The sequence below is a fragment of the Bacteroidota bacterium genome (assembly GCA_021300195.1).
Lineage (GTDB): Bacteria > Bacteroidota > Bacteroidia > J057 > JAJTIE01 > JAJTIE01.
Genome location: JAJTIE010000002.1, coordinates 67356 through 92864, shown reverse-complemented (window position 1 = coordinate 92864; position 25509 = coordinate 67356). Strand labels below are relative to the sequence as shown.

Sequence of the window (25509 nt, the reverse complement as noted above, 5' to 3'; positions counted from 1 at the left end):
CGAAGAGCCACTGACCTACCAGTTCGAACTGGATAATGATCCGGTGGTTAATTTCTTTAATCGAAAAATAGAGGGCGTAGATAGATTTGGAATTGCGAAAACACCGCATCAAACATACTGGAGGGATGTTATTGAAAATCATGCTACCAGTCGATATAGTAATGTAGTTAAGAATGCCATGCTCGATATGCAAAAGTGGCAATGTAAATCGCCTCTTTATTATTATCGAAATCTTCCTAGGGACAAAGATAATGCCGCTTGGGTACCTGATAATACAGATGTAAGTACGGGACCGTGTGAAATGCCTGAACTTCCAGGAAGTAGTGATGGAAGTGTAGTCTGGGAATACAAAGAATGTGAGATAGATTGAGATAAATTATGAATATATTCTATTTTCGGTTAATAGCTGTAATCTTATTTTTAATAACATGCCTGATCTTGTTCTTTTTGATGATTGTTAATTTTTCAGGTAGCGTTCTTGGTATATGTTATTATACACATGTAGTTCAAAGATTTATATTTGTTTCGATATTTCTTGCTATAAAAGATGTGATTATGTTTTTCTTATTTTTCTCTACTAGAAAAGATAAATTTGGATTACTCTTCATTTTATATTTTTTTGAATTCTTGTTTCTAGTTTATGTTACAGTCCATCTTCAATTATTTCCACCTGAATTTAATGGACTTAAAAGATCGATTAGGGATTGCGTAAAAAATGAATTAAATGAGGAAGTAGATGTTAAGCATGACAAAAAGATGATATATTAGAATATTATAAATATAATATATAGAATCATTAATAGGCACTATGTTGACTCATTATTATGCACTTATTTGGCTATTTTGAAAACCACTATATGTACAGTTAGTCTTCATTTCTTCCCCCTTTTTTAAAAGTTCTTTTTTCCCCTAAGCTTCGCCAAGATAGCTTCCATTTGCCGGGCGTGTTAGAAGAAAAACCCCGCACGGGTAGTGCCCTTATGGCTGCTGCTGGTAGCTGCCCAGCTGCTGGTCTACCTCTGCGATTCGGTCCGGGGCAAGTGGGCCAAAGATTTGCCGTGCCCGATTTCGGGCTGTTTCCAGCTGCGCGTCATCCTGGGCAAGCAGGGCCTGCACGTACGCATCCCGCCAGGGGAGGTACAGGATCGCCTCGGCCTGGCCCGCACCGTAGCGGGCATTATACGCCGCCATGTTTTGGCAGAGGTATTGTACATGGGGGGCATCCAGCTTGTCCGTTTGGGCATATACTGCCTGCTGTAGCTTGCTGTCAAAGTACTGATCTTCAGGCAGCTGCTGCAGCAGCTCTCCCTGTACGCTCGCTAAGCGGGGGTCGTCCATGGATTTCAGCTTCCGCACATAGTCGGCCAGGAAGTAGGGGCTGCGCTCCCCAGCCTCGTAGCGCCTACGGTAGGTAGCGGGATGCTGACTGGGGTCGATGGCCAGGCGTGCCTGGCCTAGCAGCTCGCTGGCCGACTGGTAGCCCTTCGCCACATGCACCAGCTCGCCCTGGGGGTCGAAGAAGAGTAGGGCTGGCAGGCTAGTCTGATAGTAGTCGAACTGTGCCAACAGGGCCGCATCTTCCGTCTGCTCTATATCCACCTGCAGGCTTACGAAGTGCTGCTGCCAGAAGCCGGACACCGATGCCTCGGTAAACACCCGTTCTTCCATAGCCTTGCAGGGCGCGCACCAGGGTGCCCGCACATCTATAAACACGTATTTACCCTGGTGGCTGGCAGCCTGTATAGCCTGTGTCAGGCTTGCAGGCTCAAATACGATCCGGTCGGGCACGGTAGCCTGTAGCTTCCCGCACGCCAGCAGCAGTAGCATACTGAGGGTCAGGAACCGCTTTTTGACCACGCCCGTTTTTTTCACGGCGCAAAATTCGGACTACAGTGTTTTCTAATCAGGGCTCCAATGTTATGAAAACATTAAGCCTTGCCAGCTACTTGCGGGCAGGGGGGTCAGGCAGGGCCGGGGCCGGTAGCCAGCACGGCGTTGCCGTTGTATTGGCTCATCACCTGCTCCAGGGGCATAAAGGAGAAGGCCCTGGCAGCGTCGGCACAGGTGCCCAGCAGTTCGGGCAGATGCGGCTTTTCGTTTGGGCCAAATTCGCCCAGCACATAGTCTACTTGCTTGCCCGGTGCATACTGGTCGCCAATGCCCACCCGCAGGCGTGCGTACTCCTGGGTCTGTAGCACCGCTTCTATGTCTTTCAGGCCATTGTGCCCTCCGGCTGAGCCCTTGCCCCGCAGGCGCACTTTGCCGAACTGGAGCGAAAGATCGTCGGTAATCACCAGCATATGCTGTTTGGCTATCTTTTCTTGTGTAAGCCAGTATTGCACAGCCTTGCCACTCAGGTTCATGTAGGTAGTGGGTTTGATGAGTACAAGTGTCCGGCCTTTGTACTTGACCTGGCTACGCCAGGCATAGCGCTTGTCTTCCCAGGCCGCATCTCCAGCCAGGGCATCCAGCGCCAGCCAGCCTACATTGTGGCGGGTGTGGACGTATTCTATTCCGGGATTTCCGAGCCCTACGATCAGAAACTTCATGTGTGTACTACTAGCCGGACGATTCTGGAAAAAGCGCATGGCGCAAGTTACGCAAGATTTTTGCCTCAAATTCCCTAGATTTACGCCACAACATGAAATGCTAAACCTAAACTCGACCCCTGTATGCCGAAGAAAATTATCATGTGTGTAGACGATGAGCAGGTAGTGCTTACCAGCCTCATTGGCCAGCTGAACAATACATTCGGGAATAGATATCTGTACGAAGGCTTTACGAGTGCTGAGGAGGCCGAAGAGTACATTGATGAGCTGTATGCCGAGGGGCAAACCGTAGACCTGATAATATGCGACTGGCTGATGCCCCGCGTGAAGGGGGATGAATTTATGGTCAACGTGCATAAGCGTTTCCCCCACGTGCAGATGATTATGCTGAGCGGCCAGGCAGACCAGGCCAGTGTGGAGCGTGCCAAAGCCGAGGCCAGGCTCTACAAGTTTGTAGCCAAGCCCTGGGATAAGGCGGAGCTGATGGCCGAAATAGAACGACTGATAGCCAAGCCCCTGAACTAAATGCCCAAACCCGCCCTGCTAGCCCTGGTGCTGCCCTGCTACAATGAGCAGGATACGCTGCCCCAAATGACAGCGGCGCTACTAGACCTCTGTGACCGGCTGGCTACACAGGGCCTGATACTACCTGCCAGCTACCTGCTGCTGGTAGACGACGGCAGCACCGATGACAGCTGGGCTACCATGCAGGCGCTGCATGCCCGCCTGCCCCAGCAGGTAAAGGCCCTGCGCCTGAGCCGAAACTTCGGCCAGCAGTCAGCACTCCTGGCCGGTATGCAGCACGCCCGGGCCGATGTGGTGGTAACCCTGGATGCAGACGGACAGGATGACCCCGAGGCCATTGTGCACATGCTGCAGCTGTACTACGAGGGCTATGAGGTGGTGTATGGCGTGCGGGCCAGCCGCCGCACCGATACCCGGGTGAAGCGGGTGCCTGCCAAGAGCTACTACCGCCTGCTGCGTATGCTGGGTATCCGCATTATCTACAACCATGCCGAGTACAGGCTGGTGAGCGCACGCGTGCTGCGGGCCCTGGATGAATACACAGAGGTGAACCTGTTTCTGCGGGGTATTTTTCCGGAGATGGGCTTCCGGGCGGGCCTGGTGTATTACCCGCGCATGAAGCGCATGCAGGGCAGTAGTAAGTACAACCTGGCCCGGCTGTGGCGCCTGGCTATGGATGGCATTACCAGCTTCAGCACTGCACCGCTGCGCGTAGTAACGGTAGCGGGCTTGCTCACCTTTGTGCTCACCTTTGTGCTAAGTGGCTACGCACTGTACAGCTACCTGCGGCTGGATACGGTGCCTGGCTGGGCCAGCACCGTGCTCCCTATCTACTTTATAGGCGGCGTTCAGCTCATCTCCATCGGCATCATGGGCGAGTACCTGGCCAAGATATACATGGAGACCAAGCGCCGCCCGCGCTACCTGGTAGAGGAGCAGCTGGACTGAGCCCTGTAGCTGGCCATGCCAGCCGGGCACTATCTTGCCATGGCTGCTTCTATCTCCTCCAGGGTTAGGGGGGTGCGTAGTTCGTCCATCAGGTCTACCGGGCCCTGCTCGGTTATCAGCACGTCATTCTCCAGGCGGATGCCGATGCCCTCTTCCACTACATAGATACCCGGCTCTACGGTGAAGACCATGCCCGCCCGAAAGGGCTGGTACCAGCGGTTCACGTCGTGCGTGTCTAGCCCCAGGTGGTGACTCAGGCCGTGGGGGAAGTATTTCTCCTTGCAGGCATGCTTGCCCGCAGGCATCCGCTTCACGTCCTCCGGGCTTATCAGGCCCAGGCTCAGCAGCTCCTCATCCATATCTTGCTCTGCTGCCTCCAGGTAGTCCACCATCAGTGTGCCAGGCTGTAGCCGCTGCTTGGCGCGCTGCATTACGCGGTACACAGCCTGGTAGATGGCCTTTTGCCGCTCGGTAAAGCGGCCATTTACCGGTATGGTACGGCTCAGGTCGGCACTGTACAGGCCATACTCGGCACCAAAATCCATCAGGATCAATTCTCCGGCTTGGCACAGGCCATCGTTCTGTATATAGTGCAGTACGCAGGCGTTTTTGCCCGAGGCCAGGATGGGTGTATAGGCGTGCCCAGTGGCACCCTGCCGCATAAAGGTGTAGGTAATCAGCGCCTCCAGTTCATACTCCTTCATGCCCGGCTTTATCTCTGTCAAAACCAGCCGGAAAGCCTCGTCTGTCAGCCGGATGGCCTCGCGCAGCTGGGCCAGCTCCTCGGGCTCCTTCTGCATCCGGCATGTGTACAGGATGGGTGCCGCGCGCAGGATGCGGTGCCCGGGGTACTGCTGCTGCATGCGGTGCGCCAGCTGGTGGCTGGCACTGGGGTAGTACAGCCGGTTTCGCTCGTGCTCATTGAAGTAGAGATACAAGCCCCCGAACAGATTGAGATGCCGCAGGAAAAAATCATTCAGGCCACTGAAGTACTGGATGTGGGCAATGCCACTGGCAGCAGTGGCTTCCTCCGGGCTATACTTCCAGCCCTCCCACAGCTGGATTTCCGGGCTGGTTTTGCGCACAAATAGCACCTCCCTCAGCTCGGGCCTGGGTGCATCGGGGAATAGAAAAAGCGCACAGTCCTCCTGGTCTATACCGGTCAGGTAGTAGAAGTTTGAGTTCTGGGTAAAGTTATAGTGCGCGTCGGCATTGGTGGGCAGCAGGTCATTGGCATAGAATAGTGCTGCCGTGCCAGGCTCCATCTGTGCCACAAACTTCTTACGGTTCCGCTCGAAAAGGCTGGCGGGTGGGGTCTTGTATCGCATGGGGCCAAGGTACTGGCTATGGCCCACACCTGCAAGCCAGAAACAGGCATAGCGCCCCGCTTTCACGAAAAAAATAGCCAACTGGCACCCCAGCTGAGCACCAGCGCCAGGCTGTACAACAGCCAGGTGCGGATGGAAAGATACTGGCGCAGCCGCACACCCCTGCGCCGGGCATGGTGCACCAGTAGTATCTTCTCCAGGCTATAGGCCGCCAGGGTGGCCCAGGCGGCCCCAGCATAGCCCAGGGTGTGCACCAGCAGTAGGGAGAGGGCCAGGTGCAGCAGCAGCTCCCATAGGGCTATGCGGAGTAGCAGGGCATTCAGCCGCAGGCCTACCAGCAGGGCCTGGGGCAGCAGGCAGCGCGGTATAACCAGCAGGAGGTATAGGCTGAATACACCCGCAGCCTCGGTAAACTGGGGGCCGTAGAGCAGGCGGTAGAGTAGGGGGGCCAGCAGCACCAGCAGGATGCTGAGCGGAAACACCTGATGCATCAGGCGGGTGCTGGCCCGCCGCATGGCCAGCGTATGCTGGGGGGTTATGCCCCCCACATCGGCCACCCGCCCGGCCCAGTAGGCCGAGAGCGAGCTGGCAAGCAGCACGCTAAGCGGAAGCTCGCGCGAGGCGTAGCGGAATAGGACAAAGTGATCGGGGTCGGCATAGCGGATCAGAAAACCATCGAAGTACCGTGCACCAATGCCCAGCAGGCCAGCCCCCAGCACGGGCCAGAATAGGGGCCACAGCTGCTCAGTGGCACGCTGCCGGGGGGCAGCAGGATCCTGCCACAGCAGCCGGGTAAGGATCAGGTAGCGCAGCAGGGCCACGCCGGCAGCAGCCCACAGGCTGGCACCCAGGTCTTGCCACAGGTAGACGGGCAGCAGGCAGGCCAAAAAATACCCCCCGTGGTACCAGCTGGCAAAAATGAGCAAGCTATGCGGAGGCCGCCGCTTCAGGATGTAAAGCTCCAGCTGCAGGCCCGCCGTGAGGGCAAAGGCCAATACTGCCGACGGATACACCAGCTGTAGGCTCAGGCTGCGGCTAAGCCACAGGCCCAGCCCCACTGCCAGGCCGGCCACCAGGCCCCACAGGCTGCCCAGCTGCCAGTGGGGCAGCAGGCGGCTATGTGGCAGGTAGCCCTGCTGAAACACCTGCCCCAGGGCATAGCCGAGTGGCGCACTGAAGCCCCCTACGTACAGCAGGGCCGTCTCATAGGCATCCAGCTGCTCGCCCCGGCCCAGCCAGTGTGCCATAAACATGCTGAATAGCAGCGTACTGCCAAAGCTGCCCAGCTTGTATAGCTGGTAGGCGGTGCTGCTGCCGGGCCTCATGCCCCAAAAATAGCGAGCCCGGCCTGCATTCCACACATAAAAAAAGGTCCTGCAGGCTAGCCCGCAAGACCCTGCGTGTATGCATGGGAAGGAAAACCTAGCCCTGAAGGGCAGTAAAGGGGTTATTCAGGTTCTCGTAGCTTTTCAGGTCTACCACAATGCTACCTACCACTATGGGCGAGGTAATGCGCACCGGGATCTTATTCGCATCTGCCGATATCCAGATCTTCATCTCCTCTTCGCCGTGGAACACGGAGCCATCATCCAGCACCGGGGCCACCTTGTAGGTCTCTATCTTGCCCAGCGGGGTCTTTATCACCTCTTTGCCATAGTAGCGGAAGGCGCCGGCATGCATCTTGTCGTCCAGAAAGGTTTGTGGCATCTTGTAGATCTTGCCTGGCGTCAGGCGGTCAAAGTTCAGGCAGCGGGCATAGTAGAACACGGAAATCATGTCTTGCGTATTGGGCTGGATGGCGAAGCTGCCCTTTCGGCCCTTTACCTGCCGGTTGTAGTGGTCGAATACCACGTTGTCTTCGTAGTGATAGCTCCCCTCATTTGTGCTACGACTGTAGTGCCAGGGGAAGAGGGCCTTTTCGTCTACATAGGTGTCGAACCAGGCTTTGTATTTGTAGATAAACTCGAAGCTGCTGGCAGATTCGGCCGATACCGTGAAGCGATACGTCTTCCGATTGCCATAGGGGTGCAGCTGGTCGTCTACCCGGAATACTACGTCTCCGGCAGTAATGGCGCCGTAGTGCACACGATACACAATCTGCTCACCCAGCTTGAAGGCATTCACCGTATAGCTGGGGAAATCGGGTGCTGTAGCATGCTGGGGTGCCTGTGGTACTGGCTGCCCGGGTACAAAGGCCATAAGCAGGGTGCCCGTGGCGATAATGAGCAGGGAAAAGGGCTTTTTCATGTCTATTACGTTTACGTATGGGTACTACTGGTATGCGTACTGCAATTGGCATGCCAGAAGAATTGCAAAGGCTCAAAAAATGAATCTAATTATGCAAAATACGCAAAATGCCGCCAAAATTCCCGCTCCGCTGGATAACTGAGCAGGGAGCGTCCAGTAATATAGACACAGCTGCCAGCCTGGATAGCCGAACAGGCACCCAGCCCTGGCAAGGCGAGTGCAAGGGCTAAAAAGCGTATTTTTGGAATAAAAAAACTTGCACGCTTTCGGGCTTTATCGTTTGTTTGTTGGCTCATTGCCACAACCTGTCAGTCATTTATGAAGTACGCCATCGATAAGCAAGATCATGTAGCGGTCATAGACCTGCATGAGGAGAAATTGGATAGCCGCATTGCCCCTGCCCTGAAGGGGGAGTTTGTGCTGCTGAACAGCGAGGGGTTCGCAAACATTGTGCTGAACCTGGCTGAAATCAAGTTTGCTGACAGCAGTGGGCTGAGCGCCCTGCTGGTGGGCAACCGGCTGTGCAGCCAGAAGGGTGGGCAGTTTATTCTGTACGGCATTACCCCCATGGTACAGAAGGTGATGGAGATATCTCAGCTTACCAGCGTGCTAAACATACTGCCTACGCGCGAGGAGGCCCTGGAGGCCGTGGTGCTGGGCAGCCTGGAGCTGCAGCTGGAGGATGAGCTGCGTGCAGGCCACCCGCATGGCCAGGCCATAGAGGATGAGGAGGAAGAGTATGAGCTGGGCGGAGACGAGTGGGAAGAAGCGGATGGTGCAGAGGGAGATGATGAGTGGGACGAAGACTTTGACGAGGCGGACGAGGACGAGCTGTGGGATGATGACGACCAGGAGGAAGAGGCAGATGATGAGTGGGATGATGACGAGGAGGCCGATGAAGAGGATGATGACTAGCATGATGACCGGGGCCCTGGATGTTTGAAGTACGGATACTGGGCACCAATTCGGCTATTCCGGCATTTGGTCGCTATCCCACAGCGCAGCTGCTTACCCACTTTGGCCATTCATTCCTGATAGACTGCGGCGAGGGCACCCAGATGCAGACTGTGCGCTACCGCGTGGGTTTGCGTAACCTTACCGCTATTTGCATCTCGCACCTGCACGGAGACCATGTGCTGGGGTTGCCCGGCCTCATTACCAGCCTGAGCATGGGCAGCCGCACCCAGCCGCTCACCCTCATTGGCCCCATTGGCCTGGAGGCGTACGTACAGTTTGTGCTGGCTTCCACCCACTCCAGCGTGCACTATGCGCTCCGGTTTCATGAGCTGGAGCCCACCCCTACGCCACAGCTGGCCTATGAAACCGACAGGCTGGAGATATACACCCTGCCCCTCTTGCACCGCATACCCACCCTGGGCTATCTGTTTCGCGAAAAACCCAAGCCACCCAAATTCCTGTTTTTTGAGGCCAAGAAGCACGACGTGCCCAAGCCCTACATGCAGCTGCTAAAGCAGGGAAACCCCGTAAGCCTGGAGGATGGCCGGATAATACAGCCCGAGCAGGTGCACGCAGCCCCCGACCCCGCCTATAGCTACGCCTTCTGTTCGGACACGGCCTACCTGCCCGAGCTGGTGCCCCACATACAGGGTGTGGATGTGCTGTACCACGAGGCTACCTTCCTCCGGGAGCAGGCCACCCGTGCGCAAGACACCCTGCACAGCACGGCCGAACAGGCCGCGCAGATAGCCCAGGCTGCCCAGGTGGGCTGCCTGTATCTGGGCCACTACAGTGCCCGCTACCGAGACTTGGAACCCTTCTTGGCCGAGGCTCGGCCCATCTTTGCCCATACCTACCTGGCCCAGGAGGGCCTTACCATCCCGATCCCCGCTGCCCACACAGGTTTTGCACATGAATAGTAAATCCGACCGCTTGTTCTGGCTACTGGGTGGCTTTTTTGTGGCCAATGTGCTGCTGGCCGAGCTGATAGGCAGCAAGATATTCAGCCTGGAACGCAGCCTGGGCCTGCCTGCCGAGCTAGAGTTTAGCCTGCTGGGGCAGCCCCTACAGGGCATAAACCTGACTGCGGGTGTGCTGATGTGGCCCGTGGTGTTTGTAATGACAGATATCATCAACGAATACTTTGGCCGCCGCGGGGTGCGCATGCTCAGCTTTCTGGCTGCCGGCCTGGTGGTGTATGCCTTCATCATGGTGTATGGGGCCATGTGGCTGGCACCCGCAGGTTTTTGGGCTACCGATCCCAGCACGGGCCTGGATCGCGAGCTGGCGTTCGATCAGGTTTTTGGCCAGGGGCTGTGGATTATTACCGGCTCGCTGGCGGCCTTTCTGGTAGGCCAGCTGACTGATGTTACGGCTTTTCACTGGCTGCGCCGCTATACCGGTGCGCGGCTTATCTGGCTCCGGGCCACGGGCAGTACGCTGGTTAGCCAGCTGGTAGATAGCTTTGTGGTACTCTTTATTGCCTTCTACTTCAGTGGCCGGATGAGCCTGCCCCAGGTGCTGGCCATTGCCCTGGTAAACTATGCCTACAAGGGCCTGCTGGCTCTGCTGCTAACGCCCCTACTATACCTGGCGCATGGGGCGATAGACCGCTATCTGGGCACCGAAAAGGCTGAGAAGCTGATAGAGCAGGCAGCCCGAAAGGGCTAGCAGCAGGGCGTGCCAGCACCTACTTCCTACCCCGGATCATCTCCTGCTTGTAGGCCTGGTAGTACCGGGCATAGTCGTGAAAACGGCGCTGAGAGAATGCCGTCTTGAAGTTGGTAAGACTCAGGAAGAAGATGCGGTCGTCTGGCTGCGTGCCCTTCAGCAGTTCCATTAGGGGCTCATAGCTAGCCAGGGCTTGCACATAGGTATTGGCCAGGTTGTAGTCCTGAAACTTGGTAACGTATACCATGTGGTACTTCTCGTCCTTCTGGCCCGTGTAGGCAAAGACAATAGCGCGGTAGCTTTCGCTGGAAAAATACTGTTTCTGGAAGTTGGCCATAATGACATCCAGGTCGCTGTTTTTCACTCTTTCCTGATCTATAAGAATCACCACCGTGGTGCTTTCATTACCCGCCCGGTCTACAAACCCCTGCAGGGCGGCATCAGCTGTGTTTCCGCCTGCTGTGGCGGGGGCAGCCTGCGGCGCTTCGGTCTTTCCGCTCAGGTATGCCAGGGTCTGGCGTGCCACCTGGGCTTGCTCGCTCGTAGGCCAGTTTTTCGACAGATATTCCAGGCTTTGCTTCATCCCTTCCCGGTCGTCCATCCGGGCCTGCAGCTGGCTCAGCAGGTAGTACACCTTGGGTGCCTCGGGGTGGTCCAGCGAGCTTTCTAGCAGATAGTTGCACAGGGCCAGGGCGGTGTTGTAGTCTCCTGTTTCGTACAGGGTATACAGGTTTTGGTACGACTGCTGGAAGTCATAGTCCGGATCGTACTCCGCAGCCTGCTGGCCCTCCTGCTGTATTAGCCGGGCATATATGGTGCTTGGATACTGTGCCAGGATGCGTGCCCGATAGTCTGCCGCCTCCGGTTTTTTCAGGTCCTTCAGCAGTTGGTACAGGCTATACATGGCCCTGGGCAGGTTTTCGTATTCGGGATAGCCCTTTATCAGCTGCGTATAGTACACCACGGCCGAGTCGTACAGAAACAGTTTCTGATGCATCAGGTTGGCTAGCTCAAAGGTGGCATCGGCTATGGCCAGGCTGGCAGCCTGTCGCTGCTCGGGTGTGCGGGGCACGTTTTTCAGGTAGGCATCCTTGCGTGCTTCCAGCTCGGCGGTGCTGCTGGGTCTCAGGGCCTCCACGGTCAGTTCTTCGCGCTGCTGCCCGGCGTTGGCCAGGGTTCGCTTGCTGCTGCGCCGCCAGTTGTCTGCATCCGGTCGCTCGCCCCAGCTGCGCCGGAATGCGGCCTCGCCGCGCGCTACCAGGTTGGGGTCGTCAAACTTGAAGCTACTGCTTACGCTAAAGTCGTCGCCGGGGCGGCCCAGGTTCTGGTTCAGCTCATTTAGCCGCCTGGCCTCCAGCTCTCGCTGCTTGTCTCTCAGCTCGGCCAGCTTCTGCTCCTTTTGCCGCTCTTCTTCGTCCAGCTTCCTGTCTATATAGCGCAGCAGCTCACCTTCGTTCATCCGGCTGAGGCTCAGCAGGCTATCCTGCTCCTGTATCACCTGCCGGTAGCGCACATAGTCTTTTAGGGTGGCGCTCAGGTTTACAATGCGCTGCCGGTCCGGAAAGTCCTGGGGGGCCACGGTGGCAGCGCTGTCAAAATACGCCTGGGCTATATCCAGCCGGTTTAGCTGGTAGAAGTTGATCTCTCCGTAGCGGTAGTACGAAAGGGTTTTTTGGCGGGGGTTTCCCTTACTCTCATCCAGGCTACGGCGCAGGTACTTCAGGGCGCGTTCCGTATCTTTTTGCTTCAGTGCCAGCTCGGCATACTGGTAGTATATCTGGTCTCTGTACTCTTTGTATTTTCCGTCTCGCGCCATTTGGCGCAGTAGCTTGGCCAGGTACTCGGTGCTTTCCGGTGCATTGGGCTGGTACTTCAGGTACAGCCGGATCAGCTGCAGTTTTGCCTGGAAGTTCATCTGGTTGCTCGCGTTCAGCTTTGCCGTCAGCTGGAATGCCTGTACGGCCGGGGGGAAGGCGTTTCGTACGTCCAGCAGCTGGCCTGTCAGGTACTGCCAGCGGGCTTTTCGTCGTCTGCCCTTTACGTAGGGATACTCGGTTTGCAGGATTACCAGTGCCTCGTTGTACTTTTCCTGCTGCAGCAGCAGGGTTACCTCCAGTTCGGCTATGTCTGGCCTTAGTCGCTTTTCCAGGGTGCCGTACCGGCTGCGTATGGTCTTGATGAGTTCGGAAGCCCGGTAGGGATTTTCAGCCATTAGTTCTGCCCGGGCCATCCACAGCAGTACCTCGGCAGCCAGCTCTGTTTTGGGGAATTTTTTCAACACATACTCAAAATTGAGCATGGCCTCGTAATAGTTTCGCTTTTGGAAGGCGATTTTTCCTTTCAGCAGGTAGCTATCATCTAGCCACCGGCTGTTTTTGTGCCGAAAGATGAGCACATCCAGTTTCTTTGTGGCTTCGTCAAACTGGGCGTAGCTGGCCTGTGCGGCCTGGGGGTCGGATAGGCTGATGAGCGAAATAAAACCTGTTTCGGGCACGCTGGGCTGCTGCTCTACCTGCTTTACACCCTCCAGGTATCGCTGGTGGGCGTGGTAGTAGCCGTTGAAGTGGCTTACCAGCGAGTGGTAATTTCGGCTCACAAAGGTGTCCTTGTCAGCACTGCACCCGGCCAGTAGGGCCAGAGCGAGGAAAAAAAACGTAATTTTGCGCACGGGGCGAAAGCCAGATGTTCGCACGAAAATACGCTTTTTCATCACTTCAGTAATTGCATGGGCCTGTTATCCCGCATCCGCACCAAGCTGAAAGAAACGTACCGCTTCATCATTGTCCATAATGAAACGTATGCGCAGGCCGGAAATTACACCTTCACGCTGGGTCGGCTACTTTTGCTATCGGTGGTGGCTATGGGCCTGCTCATCGTTGTTACTTCGGTGCTCATCGTCTTTACGCCCCTGCGCGAGTTTATACCCGGCTACACCGATGCGCAGCTGAAGCGCGAACACGCCCGGCTGATGGAGGACACCGACCGGCTGACCCACCAGATAGCGCGGCAGGACAGCTTTACGCTGGTACTGCAGCAGGTGCTGCAGCTACAGCAGACGGATAGCATGCTGGCCCGGGCCGAGGGCCTGCTGACCATGCCGGGCAGCACCACTGCCCTGGGCCTTAGCGGAGCCCAGGCCAATACGTTTGTAAACCCGGTGGAGGGCAAGCTGACGAAGCGCTTCCACGAAAAGGATGAGCATTTTGGTATCGACCTAAGTGCCGCTACCAATGCTACGGTGGTGGCGGCGGCAGACGGGCGGGTGATTTTTGCCGAATACTCGCATGACACCGGCCATGTTATTGCCCTGCAGCATGCGTCAAATACCATCAGCATTTATAAGCACAACAACCGGCTGTTCAAGAAAGTAGGCAGCTATGTGCTGGCCGGAGAGCCCGTGGCGGCAGCCGGAGACTCGGGCGAGTTATCCACCGGCCCACACCTGCACTTCGAGATCTGGGAAAACGGGAAACCCGTAGATCCCCTTAAATACGTATCTTACTAGCGTTTTTGTGCCCTAGGGCATTTATTCTAAAATTATTTCAGGAATGTCAGTTTTCAATAATCCAACAAAAAAACAGGTGGAAGAGCGGCGCCAGGGCACCGAGGGTACACTCAGCATCGTAGCCGAGGGCATGACCTTGGTGGGCGATGTAATGAGCGAGGGAGACCTGCGGGTAGAAGGGAAAATCGTAGGTAACCTGGTGTGCAAGTCCAAGCTGGTGGTGGGGAAAAAGGGTGCCATAGACGGCAATATAGATGCTGCCAATGCCACCATAGAGGGGCTGGTGCAGGGTGCGGTTATTGTACGTAGCCAGCTGATCCTACAAGAAACCGGCAAGGTGCAGGGCGATATCCTGACCGAAAAAATGACGGTGCAGGCCGGTGCCATCTTTACGGGCAGCTGTAAGATGGGAAAAGAAGCGCAAGACAAACTGCGCAATACCCCCGTGCCAGACCTGCTGGGCAAAAACAAGGGCGCACAGGACAAGCTGACGCAGCTGAACAAGCAGGACAGCACCGCCAAGCCCGATGCCGTTAAGGCACACTAATGCCTGGCCCACCCAAATACCAGGGCTACGTGCGCTACACCAGCATGGGCCTCCAGATGGTGTCGTATGTGCTGATAATGGCACTGCTGGGATACAAGCTGGATCAGTGGGTGGGCACCACGCGCCCCTACTTTCTGGCAGGCTGCGCCCTGGCAGGCTGCATATTTGCCATGATCTATCTGATAAAAGCAACCTTTAAGCAGAAAGACTAGTGGAGCGTGCCGCTGGGCTGTGGCGTGCCGCCTGGCGGCATTGGGTGCTAGGTTTGGGTTTGGCCTGTGTGGCCGTGGGGCTGCTCAGCTCGCCCGCCCTGCTTAGCATTGGGTATGGGTTGCTAGCCTTGGTGGCCTGCGTGCACAGCCACTGGGCCAGCCTGGGGCAGCGCCTGTGCCGCAGCCCAGCCGTCTGGGGTCTGCTTGGGCTTTTTGCCCTGGCCCTGCTGGGTGGGCTCTACCCGGCCATGGGGGGCATCCCCGTGGGCGAAGGGCTGGTGAGCAAAATCCGTGCGGGCAGGCTGGATCACACCGCCACCTGGCTGGATGAAGTGCGCATCAAGCTACCGCTGCTAATTGTGGCACTTAGCCTGCTCTTTGCCCCGCCCCTTAGCCCCATGCAGCGGCGCTGGATACCCATCTTGTTTCTGCTAGCCGTAGGGGCCGTTGGCTTGGGTAATATTGTTCGTTATGTGCTTGACTACGAGCATCTCACACGACTTATCAGCCAGGGTAAGGGCTTCCCCATTGTTATCCGTCGCGTATCGCATATCTACTATGGTGTGGTAGCTGGCTTTGGCGTGCTGTGGAGCCTACACCTGCTGCGCAGCGCGCGCGGGTGGGGCTACCGCTTGTTTCTAGCCTTCGTGTTTTTGGTGTTGCTGCTCAATGTGCACTTTGTGGGCTCCCGTACGGGGCTATTTGGGCTCTATCTGGCCCTGCTGGTGTATGGTTTTGGGGCAATGTATCGCTACCGAAAGAAGTGGGCCATCTTGGTCTTACTGCTGCTGCCGCTACTGCCCACTGTTGCCTACCTAGGGCTGGAGGCCTTTCGGCACCGGATAGACATTAGCCTGGCAGACGTGCACAACTACCACGCAGGTGGCGATCTGAGCGACTGGAGTATGGGCCGCCGTTTTGCCGCCTGGGACAATGCCCTGCAGCTGATAGCCGAGCGCCCGCTGCTGGGCTATGGCCCGGCCAATACGGAGGTAGCCATGCACCACCAGTATGAGCAGATGCAGCTGAGGCTGCTGCCGGAGCGCCGCGTATACGCCCACAACCAGTACCTGGAGACCTGCCTGGCCTATGGCCTGGTGGGTGGGTGTGTACTACTGCTCATGCTCCTACTGCCCCTGCTACAGCGGCCCACTGTACTGCAGCTGGGTTTTGCAGCCCTCATCCTGTTTGCATTTGGGTTCGAGAGCCTGCTTGAGCGCCAGATCGGTGTTGGCTTCATCGCCTTTATGCTACTTTGGTTTGCTTTAGCGCGTCCAGTTCCTGCTGCACAAAGCTGAAGAGCGCCTGCATGGCCTGTGCACTGAAGTCGAAGCGTATGCCCCCCGCAGCGTACACCTCGGGTATACCAGCGGTATAGCCCTTTTTCAGGGCATTCAGGTAGGCATCTAGCCCCTTGGCGGGGTCTTGCCGGTACTGCTTCCACATCTGCAGGGCTCCCAGCTGGGCTATGCCATACTCTATGTAGTAGAAGGGTACATCGAAAATATGCCCCTGCTTATGCCACATGCTTTCCTTGTGTCCCTCCAGGCCCTGCCAGTCTACCCCGCCATGAAAGCGGTCGTATAGGGCCACCCAGGCTTGGCTTCTTTCGGCCCGGGTGTGGGTGGGGTGGTCGTACACCCATTGCTGGAAGGCATCTACAGTGGCTATCCAGGGCAGGATGGTGATGCAGCGGGTAAGCTGCTCTATGCGTGCCCGGCGTAGTGCTTCCGCATCCTGGTAGAACACATCCCAGTGGTCCATGCTCATCAGCTCCATGCTCATGCTGGCCAGCTCGGCTATCTCGCTGGGTGTGTGCTTGAAGAAGCCCAGCTCCAGGTCTCGGGTTACAAAGGAGTGGATGGCATGCCCGGCCTCATGCACCATGGTGGTCAGGTCGGCCTGCGTACCTACGGCGTTCATAAAGATGAAGGGCACGCCTGTCTCAGCCAGCGGATAGTTGTAGCCCCCGGGTGCCTTGCCCTTGCGCGAGGCCAGGTCTAGCTGGCCCATTTCGTCCATCCTGGCTATCATGTCGCCCAGCACAGGCTTTAGCCTGCGCAGGGCCTGTATGCTGCCCTGTAGCAGCTCCTCGGCTGTGTCGAAGGGCTTGAGCGGCCCCTTGCCATACACGTCTACGGCTGTATCCCAGGGCTTCAGGCTATCCAGGCCCAGGGCATGGCGGCGCTCTTCATTCAGTGCCAGGCATATTGGTTTTACCACCGCCTCCACCGCCTGATGAAAGGCCTGTGTGTCGGCCCGTGTATAGTCAAAGCGGCCCATGGCCCGGAACTTATAGTCTGTGTAGCTAGCAAAGCCCGCATTCTGGGCTATCTGGCTGCGTAGCTGCACCAGCTGGTCGAATAGGTCCTCCACCCGCTCGGCTTCCTGGGCTCTGCGTTCCGCCATCTTTCGGTATACGGTTTCGCGCAGGCTGCGGTCTTCCTCCTGCAGCAGCTTTCCGGCCTGCTGCATGGTTAGCTCCTGCCCGTCATGCTCCACCGTCAGGCCCCCCATCAGCTCATCGTAGGTCTGGGCCGTCAGGCCTTCCTCTCGCTGCAGGGGTATATTCGCCTCGCGAAACAACTCAATGTCTTTGGCAATGGTACGATCCAGCACCTGGTACGCACGCCCCGTCAGCCCCGCTCGGTGCGGGCTGTCGTAGTACTTCTTCTCCAGCGCATTGTGTATGGGCGAGAGCTGCGGCTGTATCTCGCTGATGAAGAACTGGTAGGCCTGCTTAATCTGCTCGTCGGCTGTATTGCAGGTCATGCGGATGTAGCGCCAGGCGCTGTCCTCTTCCACAATAGCATCCAGCTCATCCCAGTCTTTCAGCCACTGCTGTAGCTCGGCCACCGAGCCGATGGGGCGTGCCAGCAGCCGGTCGTACCAGGGCTTCAGGCTGGCAAAGTCGGTAAGCTTGAAGTCGGCAGGTACAAAACCGCGTACCGTGGGGGTAAGAGAGAGTGTTTCCGTTTCCATCATAACAGGCAGGGTGGGTGAGGGCTATTTTGCTGGTGCGGGCTAAGATAGCGCATTGGGCCCGGCTGGTGCAATGTTTTCCGACAAAAAAAGCGCGTCAGCTCGCGGCCTGTGTAGTGGCCCGGCCCGGCTCCTCCTCGGCCCGGCTTTCCGGTCCCAGCAGGTCCAGTTGCCGCTTCAGGGTGGTGGGGGTTATATCCGGATAAGAGGCCAGGAAGTAAGCTTGCAGCTGGCGGAACGGGCGCTCTTCCACCGCATAGTAGGCGTGCAGCCCCCCATCCAGGTGCAGCTGTACCCGAAACAGCAGGCGCACGCGCCCTGCCTGCTTGCGGCGCTGCTTCAGCTCGAAATGGATGCGCCTAAGGCTGTGAGGCTGGGTGCCCAGCAGCTGTAGTAGCCGCTGCCGCCGCCTATTGTGGTAGTGCACAGCCCACATCAGGATAAAGGCTGCGAGCACGAGAAAACCCGCCACCGAGCGGGCTATCACCTGCACCCAGCCACCCGGCCACAGGGCTGGCCAAAAGCTGAGCCCCATCACGATGGCAGCCGTGATGGCCAAGGACCAGAGCTGCCGGTAGTGCCTGCGTGCCCTGCGCCTGTAGCCTGTGTGCAAAATCTGTATCTCGTGGGGCACCATCTGTCATTAACCAGCCGAAAGATACGGCTAGTAGGGCGTATGCAGGCCAGGGTTTTTCAACTGCCAGGCAGCAAGCCTTGCAATAGCCTGCCGCTACGGTGGATATTCTGTAGCTTTGCCCTAAACTATTCTACAAAATCTAGTGTTCAAGCTGCTATGGATATGGTGCAGAATATGACCCGGATAGAGCCGCCGCTGTCCTTCAGCGAAAGCGCGATAGCAGAGCTGTACAAGATAAAGGAGCGCGAACAGGTGCCCGCAGGCCACCTGCTACGCGTGGGCGTGAAGGGTGGGGGCTGCTCAGGCATGAGCTATGTGCTTGGCTTTGATGCACCCGACACGCACGACCAGTACTTTGAAATTGGCGGCCTAACCATGATAATGGACAAGCGCCACATGCTGTACCTCGTCAATATGGAGGTGGACTTTCAGGACGGACTGAACGCCCGGGGCTTTGCCTTTAAGAACCCCAATGCCACCGAAACCTGTGGCTGCGGTACTTCCTTTAGCGCGTAGGGCGGGTGGGATGCAGGCCGGGTAGCCACGCCACCCTGTTGGTGCCCCCTATGTCCCCCAGCGTTGCAAAAATTGGCTTATACTTGTAGCAGATATTCGCCCCTATGGTACATGGTAAGAAAGTGGTGGTGGTAATGCCTGCCTACAATGCTGCATCCACCCTGGAAAAGACGTACAGCGAAATTCCCGAGATTGTGGATGAAGTTATTCTGGTGGATGACCGGAGCCGGGATAACACCCTACAGGAGGCGCATCGCCTGGGCATCGACATCATCATACAGCATGAGAAAAACCGGGGCTATGGCGGCAACCAAAAGACCTGCTACCAGGCAGCCCTGAAGGAGAACGCCGACATCGTAGTCATGCTGCACCCCGACTACCAGTACACCCCCCGGCTTATAGAGGCCATGGTATACCCCATAGCCTATGGCCTGTTTCCGGTTATGCTGGGCAGCCGAATCCTGGGCAAGGGTGCCCTGAAGGGCGGCATGCCCATGTATAAATACATTGCCAACCGCATCCTGACCGCCACCCAAAATATGCTGATGGGCCAAAAACTGGCCGAGTACCATACCGGCTACCGTGCCTTCAGCCGAGAGATCCTGGAGAAATGCCCCCTGGAAGAGAATAGCGACGACTTTGTGTTTGACAACCAGATGCTGGCCCAGATAGCCTACGCGGGCTATACCATAGGCGAGGTAACCTGCCCTACCAAATACTTCTCCGAGGCCAGCAGCATCAATTTCAGGCGCAGTGTAAAGTACGGCTTTGGTGTGCTGGGCACGGCCGTGCGCTACTTTCTGAACAAGGCTGGCCTCATGAAGTCCCCCATCTTTGATTTCAAAAACGGTAGGCGGCTGGATACCATCGCCCCCGAAACCGCGTTATAACGGCATGCCAGCAAGATTACTCGGGCTACTATGCCTGCATCTGTGCCTGTATGCCCCCTACGCCCGGGCACAGCAGGGCGGCGAAACAGCCTCGCCCGGCCAGTGGGCCAGCTACCTGAGCCACACCAATGGGGTACAGGTGGTAGCCCAGGGTAACGTTTTTTGGTCGATCAGCACCACCACCCTGGCCTACCTGGACCCCGCCCGCCAAAAGTACAAGGCCTACACCGCACTGGACGGCATGCATGGCAACGACCCCACCGCACTGGCCTACGATGCACAGAACAACGTAGTGCTGGTGGGCTTTCGGTCTGGCATGATAGACCTGGTGGCAGCACCCGGCTCCTTCGAGGCCATCCCGGATATATTTAGCAACAACAACCTGACAGCCAAGACAGTCAGACGCATTGTTCCAGCCGGAGACGTTGTGTATCTGCTAGGCGACTTTGGCATTGTGGTGTATGACGTAGCCGCCCGTGAGAGCCGTGCCAGCTACCGCCGCTTTGCTGCCAATGACCAGAATGTAGGGGTAAAAGACCTGATCCTGACAGGCGACAGCATCTTTGCCCTGCTGACCAATAACCGGCTGGTGGCCGCAAACCGAAACCGAAATCTGGCCGACCAGACCAGCTGGATAGACCAGTCGCTCTCTGGCCCGCTACAAAACGCTACCGGAAATCGCGTTTTTGGCCACCTACTCAGCTTCGCCTGGGGCCGCACCCTTATCGAGCAGGATAGCCTGCTGTGGGTGCACCGGGGTGGGGGATGGCAGCGCATAGCCGGCCTGCCTACCACCCGGCCGTTCTTTGGGGTATCGGGTGTGGGCAATGAGCTGCTCCTGGAAAATGGCACTACCCTGTGGAGCTACGACGGGCAGAGCCTGCGCTCGGACCCAAACCGCCCAAAAGTATCGAACCAGCAGGTGCGCAGTGCCGACGGGCGCTACACCGGCCACGCCAGCGGCTCCAATGTGCTGACAGCCGTGCCCACGGGCGGAGGAGCTGAGATAAACCTGGCCCCTTTCTACCCCCGGCACAGCCGCGCCCAGCACCTGGCCCTGGGCAATGGGCAGATGTACATTTCTCCCTGTGGTACCGACGGCATATTTGGCCCCTGTTTTGACAACAGCCCCCTCTACCACCTGGACCTCCGTACCAAGGCCTGGACCGAAATACCCCGGGGCGGAGACCTAAACCTGTCTTACCCTTTCTGGAACCTCGGCTTCAGTGTGTACGACGAGGCTACCGACATAGCCTACATCAGTTCGTACGAAAATGGCATCCTGCGCTTCCGGAATGCTAACTACCTGGGTGCCTGGGATGCCTCGAACAGCTGTGTGGATGGCGTGCTGGCAGACCCCGCTACGGGCAGGCCCACCAACATACGTGTGTCTGCCCTGGCGCTGGATAGCCGGGGAACGCTGTGGACCGGGGGGTGGAAAACACGCCAGCCCTATACCCGCATTACCCCCACCGAATGTGAGACCTATGACAACCCCACACCAGATGCCGACCGCGTAATGGCCCTGATGATCGATCAGTTTGACCGCCTGTGGTTTGGCACAGAAAATGATGGGGTTGTGATCTGGGACGGCCCCGGCAGCTTCAGGCTACTAAAGGAGGGCGCTGGCGCCGGAGACCTGCCTGCCAATAACGTGACCAGCCTGGTGCAAGACCAGAATGGGCAGGTATGGATTGGCACAGACAATGGCGTAGCCGTATTTTTTGACGTGGCAAATGCCCTGGAGCCTGGGCTGGATGCCAGCTGCCCACTGGTAAACGGCTTCTGCCTGCTGCGCAATACCGCGATACAAGACATAGTGGTAGATGGGGCCAACCGTAAGTGGATTGCCACCAAAAACTCCGGACTCTTCCTGGTAGACCCCACCGGCACCCAGGTGCTACAGCGTTTTGAATACCGCAGCAGCCCCCTGATCAGCAATGTGATTACCGACCTGGCCTGGGACCCCATAACGGGCGAACTGTTTGTAGCCACAGATGTAGGCCTGGTAAGCTATAAAACCGATGTAACCGCCCCCCGAAAAGACCTGAAGAGCCTCTTTGTTTATCCCAATCCCGTGTTTACCAACTACACTGGCCCGGTTACCATAGACGGTGGCATAGAGGGTACGGTGCTGAAGATAACCACCCCCACCGGCCAGCTGGTGCGCGAGCTGAATAGCACGGGCGGACGCACCCTGTGGGATGGAACGGATGCCTTTGGCCGACGTGTTAACCCGGGGGTGTATCTGGTACTGGCTGGCAGCCGAGACGGCCAGATAGCGGGCCACACCCAGTTTGTGGTGGTCAATCCGGAATAGATGAAACCCATACTCCTTTACCTCAGCCGGGCCAATGTACAGGATCGCCTGTTTATGCGCGACTTTTACAGCCAGGCGGCCCGCCTTGCTGGTCCCTTCCTGGTACTGCACGAGGCCCCTGCGGCCGGTGCCGAGGCACTGCACTTTGCCAGCAAGCGCATCAGCGCACAGCTGAGCGAGGCCATGGTGCCCAATATGATCCTGGCAGGCTCGCAGCGGGGCTTCCTGCAGGGCCAGGCCCCCCAGGTGCGGGCCGAGCTGCCCCTGCACTACTGGCAAACGGTGCAGGCCATCGTTAGCTATCCGCACAATGAGGCCGGTGTACACCTGGCCCCCGCCCCCGTGCTAGCTGCCCTGCAGGATGCCCTGGCGGCACAGGGTATCCTGCTGTTTACCGAAAATCCCCGGTCGGCCCTGGGTGCTGAGCAGGCCAGCGTGCCGGATGCCGCCAGCCTGGCGCGGCTGCTGGCTGCCTATGGAGAGGAAGCCGATGTGCTGCGGCTGGCCAGCCAGCTGCCCCAGGCGCGCATCTGCACACCCGACCAGCTGGCTGCTGCAGCATGCTAGTACGCACCCACGCCATCGTGCTACGTACCATCCGCTACCGCGATACGAGCGGGATAACCAACCTGCTGACTGAGCACTATGGCCGCCTGGACTGCCTGGTGCGTGGCCTGTATGGTGCCCGCAGCAGTGGCAGGCACAGCCTGTTTATGCCCGGCACTATGCTGGAGGTGGTGGTATACCACCGGCCCGGGCACGACCTGATGCACCTGAACGAAAGCAGCCTGCTGCACCCCTGCCATACCATCCTGGCCGACCCCATGCGCCAGATCTACGTGCAGCTGTACTGCGAGATCCTGCTGAAAGCAGTGCCCAACACCGAGGAGGAGGCACCCGAGCTGTACCAGCTCTTCCGGCAGGCCCTGCTGCGCTGCAACCAGCCCGATGCCCGCCTATTCAACACCTGCATCTGCTTCCTGCTGGCACTGGCCTCGGCACTGGGCATCCTGCCCAGCTTGGCCGGCGGACCCTATGACCCCACAGCAGCCTACTGCCTGGTGCATGAGCAGGGCCTGCTGCAGCCCACCACGCAGCCCGATGCAGAGGGCAGCTGGCTGGCACGCCTAATCAGCAGCCCCGATGCCGAGCGGCTACAGATTGCTATACCAAAAGCCATCCGGGCTTCGTTGCTACACGAATGGTTTGCCTTTATGAGCTACCACTTGCATGCGGATTTTACCAAACTGAAAAGCCTTCGTATTTTTGAGGAGGTCTATTTATCATGAAACAGATTTACCTGGCTATCAGCTTTCTGCTCTCGCTCGCCACCGCGCAGTCTATAGACGTGCAGAAGTATAACCTGCACCTGCGGGTATCTATTACCGGCGATAGCCTAGATGGCTATACCGATGTAATCTTTCGCAGCGGGCAGGCCAACCTGACCAGTGTGCAGCTGGAGCTGTATAAATTTTCGGTGGACTCCATTGTGCAGAATAAAACCAAACTGGCCTATACCTATCCGAATGACAGCCTGCTACAGATCACGCTCATCCCCTTGGCCCTGAACGAGGTGGACACGGTGCGCGTGTACTACCATGGCGTACGTGGCACCGCACAGCGCGACCCCGGGGGCCTGGGTGGTTTCTATAATTCGGGCGAATATGCCTTTGCTACAGGCCTGGCCGGTGGGGGCATCTGGCAGAAAATCAGCTTTGCCAGCTCCTGGTTTCCCTGCGTGGATAATTTTACAGACAAGGCCATATTCGAGTTTTTTATCGACACGGAAGACGAATACGTGGCCGTATGCAATGGGGTAGAAGTGAGCAACACCACTGCGGGGGGGCTACGCAGCGTGCACTATGAGATGACGGACACCATTGCGCCCTACCACGCCAATGTGATAGCCGGACCGATGACCAAAACTGTGCGGAGCCTGAGCATGCCCGCTATCGACCTGATTATCCACAGCCGTAATGCCAGCAGTGCTGCCCTTACGGCCACGCTGGACCTACTGGAGGCACAGCTCGGCATCTTCGAGGCAGACTATGGCCCCTATGCCTGGGACCACGTGGGCTATACCTACTGCCCTACCGGAGGCTTCGCCCTGGAGAACCCGACTAATGTGGCCATGTCGGACCAGCTGCTGGCAGCGGCGAGCGGTAGCCAGCATGTGAATGTGCTGGCGCATGAGCTAGCGCACCACTGGTTTGGCAACCTCATCACCTGCCAGCAGCCCTCCATGATGTGGCTGAACGAGGGCTTTGCCCGCTGGAACGAATCCTATTTCCGCGAAAAGGAACTGGGTGTGGCAGATGCCAGAGAGCACCTGGAGACAAGCCACCGGGGAGCCCTGAACTACGGCCATGTGATTGACAAGGGGTTTTTTGCCGTGGGAAACATCCCCTATCAGGTAACCTACGGAAACACCACCTATGAAAAAGGCGCTACCGTGGCCCAGACCCTGCGCCACCAGATAGGCGATGCTGCCTACTTCCCGGCCCTGCAGGCCTTATTTAACAGCCCGTATCGCTGGAAGAACGTCAACAACGATCAGTTTCGCGACTTCCTGGCAGCACAGACGGGCCAGGATCTGAACGACTTCTTTGCCAAATGGGTGATGCAGCCCGGATGGGTGGTATTTCGGCTGGACTCGGTGCGTGCCGTAGCCAGTGGCCCGAACACCAACCTTACGCTGCATGTGGGGCAGGGATTGTTTCAAAAAACCGACCGATCCAACAATTTCTTGCTGGAAGTGGGTTTTGTACGGCCAGACCTGAGCCTGCTGCTGGACACCATACGGGTGGGCGGCACACAGAGCACGGCTACCTATACGCTGCCCTTTGAACCCCGGGCGGTGGTGCTAGACCCCAACGAACGGGTACTGGATGGTAGCCTGCACCGCCAGGCGGTAATAACCACCCCCGGAAACCACCTACAGCGGAACACAGGCCTGACCCTGGAGGTAAGTGCCCTGAGCAGCGACCTGAGCCTGCATACGCACTACATGTATGCCAACCCCACCCAGGCCGTAGACACGCTCTACATGGCCGCCAACTGCTGGCGAATCGACCTGGCCACGCAGCCCAACAGCACCGCCAGCTATGGCTTCCGCTTCGACTTCGACGCTACCGAAAGCTTCATTGCACGAGACCTGCGCTGGTTTCGGCAGCTGCCCCCCCACCTGCGGGCTGTGCAGCAGCTGCGCCTGTTTTATCGCCCCAATGCAGGCACTGCCTGGCAGCTGGTGCCCAACCAGGTGCTGAGCACCGCTCCGGTTTTCGACTTCACCACCACCATACGCGTGCCGGGCAATCCGCCCGAAGGGGAGTATGCATTCGGCGTATTTGCCTGGCCTACCAGCCGTAACCAAGCGGTTGCGCCCGCTGCGCTGCTGCACCTGTATCCCGTGCCGGCCCGGCATGAGCTGCATGTGCAGTGGGAGGGAGATGCTACACAGGTGGCGCACTGGCAGGTTACCGACCTGGCAGGCCGCAGCCTGGCCCAGTACCCCGCCACGCAGGCCACCATTAGCCTGGAGGGGCTGGGTAGCGGCCTGTATGTACTACGGGGCCTGCGGGCAGATGGACAGGCCGTAGTGGCCCGGCGCTTCCAGGTACTACACTAGTTCCGCCCGGAAAAAATCCACCTGGGAAGCGGATGCCCGAGCTGCTA

Annotated in this window: 24 protein-coding genes; 16 read left to right on the top strand and 8 right to left on the bottom strand. The window is 57.7% G+C overall.

Annotated features, from left to right (window positions below; translation table 11 throughout):
• On the top strand, positions 1–370 hold a 370-nt coding region (locus tag LW884_00770; protein MCE3006870.1), incomplete at its 5' end, for a hypothetical protein.
• A 608-nt stretch (positions 371–978) separates the two neighbouring features.
• Here the strand turns inward: LW884_00770 and LW884_00765 are convergent.
• A complete protein-coding gene (locus tag LW884_00765) occupies positions 979–1872 on the bottom strand; it encodes a thioredoxin family protein (GenBank protein MCE3006869.1) in 894 nt (297 codons plus the stop codon).
• 89 nt (positions 1873–1961) lie between these two features.
• Positions 1962–2549 (bottom strand): aminoacyl-tRNA hydrolase, encoded by a 588-nt coding sequence (pth, locus tag LW884_00760; protein ID MCE3006868.1) that lies wholly within the window; start codon positions 2547–2549, stop codon positions 1962–1964.
• A gap of 123 nt (positions 2550–2672) precedes the next feature.
• On the opposite strand from pth, the gene LW884_00755 reads away from it, so the two are divergent.
• Both LW884_00755 and LW884_00750 read left to right on the top strand, forming a co-directional pair.
• On the top strand, positions 2673–3074 hold the full coding sequence (locus LW884_00755) for a response regulator (protein MCE3006867.1): 402 nt from the start codon (positions 2673–2675) through the stop codon (positions 3072–3074).
• The gene (locus tag LW884_00750) at positions 3075–4022 is read left to right on the top strand and encodes a glycosyltransferase family 2 protein (GenBank protein MCE3006866.1); all 948 of its coding nucleotides are present in this window, start codon (positions 3075–3077) and stop codon (positions 4020–4022) included.
• A gap of 29 nt (positions 4023–4051) precedes the next feature.
• On the opposite strand, the gene LW884_00745 is transcribed toward LW884_00750, so the two are convergent.
• The 3 genes from LW884_00745 to LW884_00735 all read right to left on the bottom strand — a co-directional run bounded on the left by LW884_00745 (position 4052) and on the right by LW884_00735 (position 7597).
• Complete coding sequence (locus LW884_00745) at positions 4052–5350, bottom strand: aminopeptidase P family protein (GenBank protein MCE3006865.1); 1299 nt, start codon at positions 5348–5350, stop codon at positions 4052–4054.
• 62 nt (positions 5351–5412) lie between these two features.
• Positions 5413–6675 (bottom strand): polysaccharide biosynthesis C-terminal domain-containing protein, encoded by a 1263-nt coding sequence (locus tag LW884_00740; protein MCE3006864.1) that lies wholly within the window; start codon positions 6673–6675, stop codon positions 5413–5415.
• Positions 6676–6772: 97 nt separating this feature from the next.
• Positions 6773–7597, bottom strand: coding sequence for a DUF3108 domain-containing protein (locus LW884_00735; GenBank protein ID MCE3006863.1), 825 nt, complete (start codon positions 7595–7597; stop codon positions 6773–6775).
• A gap of 318 nt (positions 7598–7915) precedes the next feature.
• Between LW884_00735 and LW884_00730 the strand changes: the two genes are divergently transcribed.
• The 3 genes from LW884_00730 to LW884_00720 are packed head-to-tail and all read left to right on the top strand — an operon-like array spanning position 7916 to position 10225.
• On the top strand, positions 7916–8512 hold the full coding sequence (locus LW884_00730) for an STAS domain-containing protein (protein ID MCE3006862.1): 597 nt from the start codon (positions 7916–7918) through the stop codon (positions 8510–8512).
• Positions 8513–8532: 20 nt separating this feature from the next.
• Positions 8533–9474, top strand: coding sequence for a ribonuclease Z (locus LW884_00725; GenBank protein MCE3006861.1), 942 nt, complete (start codon positions 8533–8535; stop codon positions 9472–9474).
• Positions 9467–10225, top strand: a complete 759-nt coding sequence (locus LW884_00720; GenBank protein ID MCE3006860.1) for a queuosine precursor transporter — start codon at positions 9467–9469, stop codon at positions 10223–10225. Before LW884_00725 ends, LW884_00720 begins: the two co-directional genes overlap by 8 nt.
• Positions 10226–10244: 19 nt before the next feature.
• Here LW884_00720 and LW884_00715 read toward each other — a convergent pair whose 3' ends face one another.
• A complete protein-coding gene (locus tag LW884_00715) occupies positions 10245–12935 on the bottom strand; it encodes a hypothetical protein (GenBank protein MCE3006859.1) in 2691 nt (896 codons plus the stop codon).
• 15 nt (positions 12936–12950) lie between these two features.
• On the opposite strand from LW884_00715, the gene LW884_00710 reads away from it, so the two are divergent.
• Genes LW884_00710 through LW884_00695 form a run of 4 tightly spaced genes read left to right on the top strand, consistent with a single transcriptional unit; the run spans position 12951 to position 15787 of the window.
• The gene (locus LW884_00710; protein ID MCE3006858.1) at positions 12951–13730 is read left to right on the top strand and encodes a M23 family metallopeptidase; all 780 of its coding nucleotides are present in this window, start codon (positions 12951–12953) and stop codon (positions 13728–13730) included.
• A 43-nt stretch (positions 13731–13773) separates the two neighbouring features.
• Entirely contained in the window at positions 13774–14277 is a 504-nt protein-coding gene (locus LW884_00705; protein MCE3006857.1) for a polymer-forming cytoskeletal protein, read from the top strand.
• Positions 14277–14489, top strand: a complete 213-nt coding sequence (locus LW884_00700) for an AtpZ/AtpI family protein (GenBank protein MCE3006856.1) — start codon at positions 14277–14279, stop codon at positions 14487–14489. The genes LW884_00705 and LW884_00700 overlap by 1 nt, the downstream gene beginning before the upstream one ends.
• Entirely contained in the window at positions 14489–15787 is a 1299-nt protein-coding gene (locus tag LW884_00695) for an O-antigen ligase family protein (protein MCE3006855.1), read from the top strand. The genes LW884_00700 and LW884_00695 overlap by 1 nt, the downstream gene beginning before the upstream one ends.
• Here the strand turns inward: LW884_00695 and LW884_00690 are convergent.
• Positions 15735–17474: a M3 family oligoendopeptidase gene (locus LW884_00690; protein ID MCE3006854.1), complete on the bottom strand. Its 1740-nt coding sequence runs from the start codon at positions 17472–17474 to the stop codon at positions 15735–15737. The two genes, LW884_00695 and LW884_00690, sit on opposite strands and share 53 nt — an antisense overlap.
• Positions 17475–17568: 94 nt before the next feature.
• Positions 17569–18108: a hypothetical protein gene (locus LW884_00685; GenBank protein MCE3006853.1), complete on the bottom strand. Its 540-nt coding sequence runs from the start codon at positions 18106–18108 to the stop codon at positions 17569–17571.
• 156 nt (positions 18109–18264) lie between these two features.
• On the opposite strand from LW884_00685, the gene LW884_00680 reads away from it, so the two are divergent.
• The 6 genes from LW884_00680 (at position 18265) to LW884_00655 (ending at position 25462) form a co-directional block, all read left to right on the top strand.
• Positions 18265–18624 carry an iron-sulfur cluster assembly accessory protein gene (locus LW884_00680; protein MCE3006852.1) on the top strand — a complete coding sequence of 120 codons (360 nt, stop codon included), beginning with the start codon at positions 18265–18267 and terminating at the stop codon, positions 18622–18624.
• A 104-nt stretch (positions 18625–18728) separates the two neighbouring features.
• Positions 18729–19514 carry a glycosyltransferase family 2 protein gene (locus LW884_00675; GenBank protein MCE3006851.1) on the top strand — a complete coding sequence of 262 codons (786 nt, stop codon included), beginning with the start codon at positions 18729–18731 and terminating at the stop codon, positions 19512–19514.
• 4 nt (positions 19515–19518) lie between these two features.
• Complete coding sequence (locus LW884_00670) at positions 19519–21834, top strand: hypothetical protein (GenBank protein MCE3006850.1); 2316 nt, start codon at positions 19519–19521, stop codon at positions 21832–21834.
• Positions 21835–22401: a hypothetical protein gene (locus LW884_00665; GenBank protein MCE3006849.1), complete on the top strand. Its 567-nt coding sequence runs from the start codon at positions 21835–21837 to the stop codon at positions 22399–22401.
• Positions 22395–23123, top strand: coding sequence for a DNA repair protein RecO (gene recO / locus LW884_00660; protein ID MCE3006848.1), 729 nt, complete (start codon positions 22395–22397; stop codon positions 23121–23123). The genes LW884_00665 and recO overlap by 7 nt, the downstream gene beginning before the upstream one ends.
• Positions 23120–25462, top strand: coding sequence for a hypothetical protein (locus LW884_00655; GenBank protein ID MCE3006847.1), 2343 nt, complete (start codon positions 23120–23122; stop codon positions 25460–25462). Before recO ends, LW884_00655 begins: the two co-directional genes overlap by 4 nt.
• Positions 25463–25509 lie beyond the last annotated feature (47 nt).

Coding starts and splice junctions, on each gene's coding strand:
- pth (MCE3006868.1), bottom strand. CDS start 2,549: ATGAAGTTTCTGATCGTAGGGCTCGGAAATCCCGGAATAGAATACGTC.
- LW884_00755 (MCE3006867.1), top strand. CDS start 2,673: ATGCCGAAGAAAATTATCATGTGTGTAGACGATGAGCAGGTAGTGCTT.
- LW884_00750 (MCE3006866.1), top strand. CDS start 3,075: ATGCCCAAACCCGCCCTGCTAGCCCTGGTGCTGCCCTGCTACAATGAG.
- LW884_00745 (MCE3006865.1), bottom strand. CDS start 5,350: ATGCGATACAAGACCCCACCCGCCAGCCTTTTCGAGCGGAACCGTAAG.
- LW884_00740 (MCE3006864.1), bottom strand. CDS start 6,675: ATGAGGCCCGGCAGCAGCACCGCCTACCAGCTATACAAGCTGGGCAGC.
- LW884_00735 (MCE3006863.1), bottom strand. CDS start 7,597: ATGAAAAAGCCCTTTTCCCTGCTCATTATCGCCACGGGCACCCTGCTT.
- LW884_00730 (MCE3006862.1), top strand. CDS start 7,916: ATGAAGTACGCCATCGATAAGCAAGATCATGTAGCGGTCATAGACCTG.
- LW884_00725 (MCE3006861.1), top strand. CDS start 8,533: ATGTTTGAAGTACGGATACTGGGCACCAATTCGGCTATTCCGGCATTT.
- LW884_00720 (MCE3006860.1), top strand. CDS start 9,467: ATGAATAGTAAATCCGACCGCTTGTTCTGGCTACTGGGTGGCTTTTTT.
- LW884_00715 (MCE3006859.1), bottom strand. CDS start 12,935: ATGAAAAAGCGTATTTTCGTGCGAACATCTGGCTTTCGCCCCGTGCGC.
- LW884_00710 (MCE3006858.1), top strand. CDS start 12,951: ATGGGCCTGTTATCCCGCATCCGCACCAAGCTGAAAGAAACGTACCGC.
- LW884_00705 (MCE3006857.1), top strand. CDS start 13,774: ATGTCAGTTTTCAATAATCCAACAAAAAAACAGGTGGAAGAGCGGCGC.
- LW884_00700 (MCE3006856.1), top strand. CDS start 14,277: ATGCCTGGCCCACCCAAATACCAGGGCTACGTGCGCTACACCAGCATG.
- LW884_00690 (MCE3006854.1), bottom strand. CDS start 17,474: ATGATGGAAACGGAAACACTCTCTCTTACCCCCACGGTACGCGGTTTT.
- LW884_00685 (MCE3006853.1), bottom strand. CDS start 18,108: ATGGTGCCCCACGAGATACAGATTTTGCACACAGGCTACAGGCGCAGG.
- LW884_00680 (MCE3006852.1), top strand. CDS start 18,265: ATGGATATGGTGCAGAATATGACCCGGATAGAGCCGCCGCTGTCCTTC.
- LW884_00675 (MCE3006851.1), top strand. CDS start 18,729: ATGGTACATGGTAAGAAAGTGGTGGTGGTAATGCCTGCCTACAATGCT.
- LW884_00670 (MCE3006850.1), top strand. CDS start 19,519: ATGCCAGCAAGATTACTCGGGCTACTATGCCTGCATCTGTGCCTGTAT.
- LW884_00665 (MCE3006849.1), top strand. CDS start 21,835: ATGAAACCCATACTCCTTTACCTCAGCCGGGCCAATGTACAGGATCGC.
- recO (MCE3006848.1), top strand. CDS start 22,395: ATGCTAGTACGCACCCACGCCATCGTGCTACGTACCATCCGCTACCGC.
- LW884_00655 (MCE3006847.1), top strand. CDS start 23,120: ATGAAACAGATTTACCTGGCTATCAGCTTTCTGCTCTCGCTCGCCACC.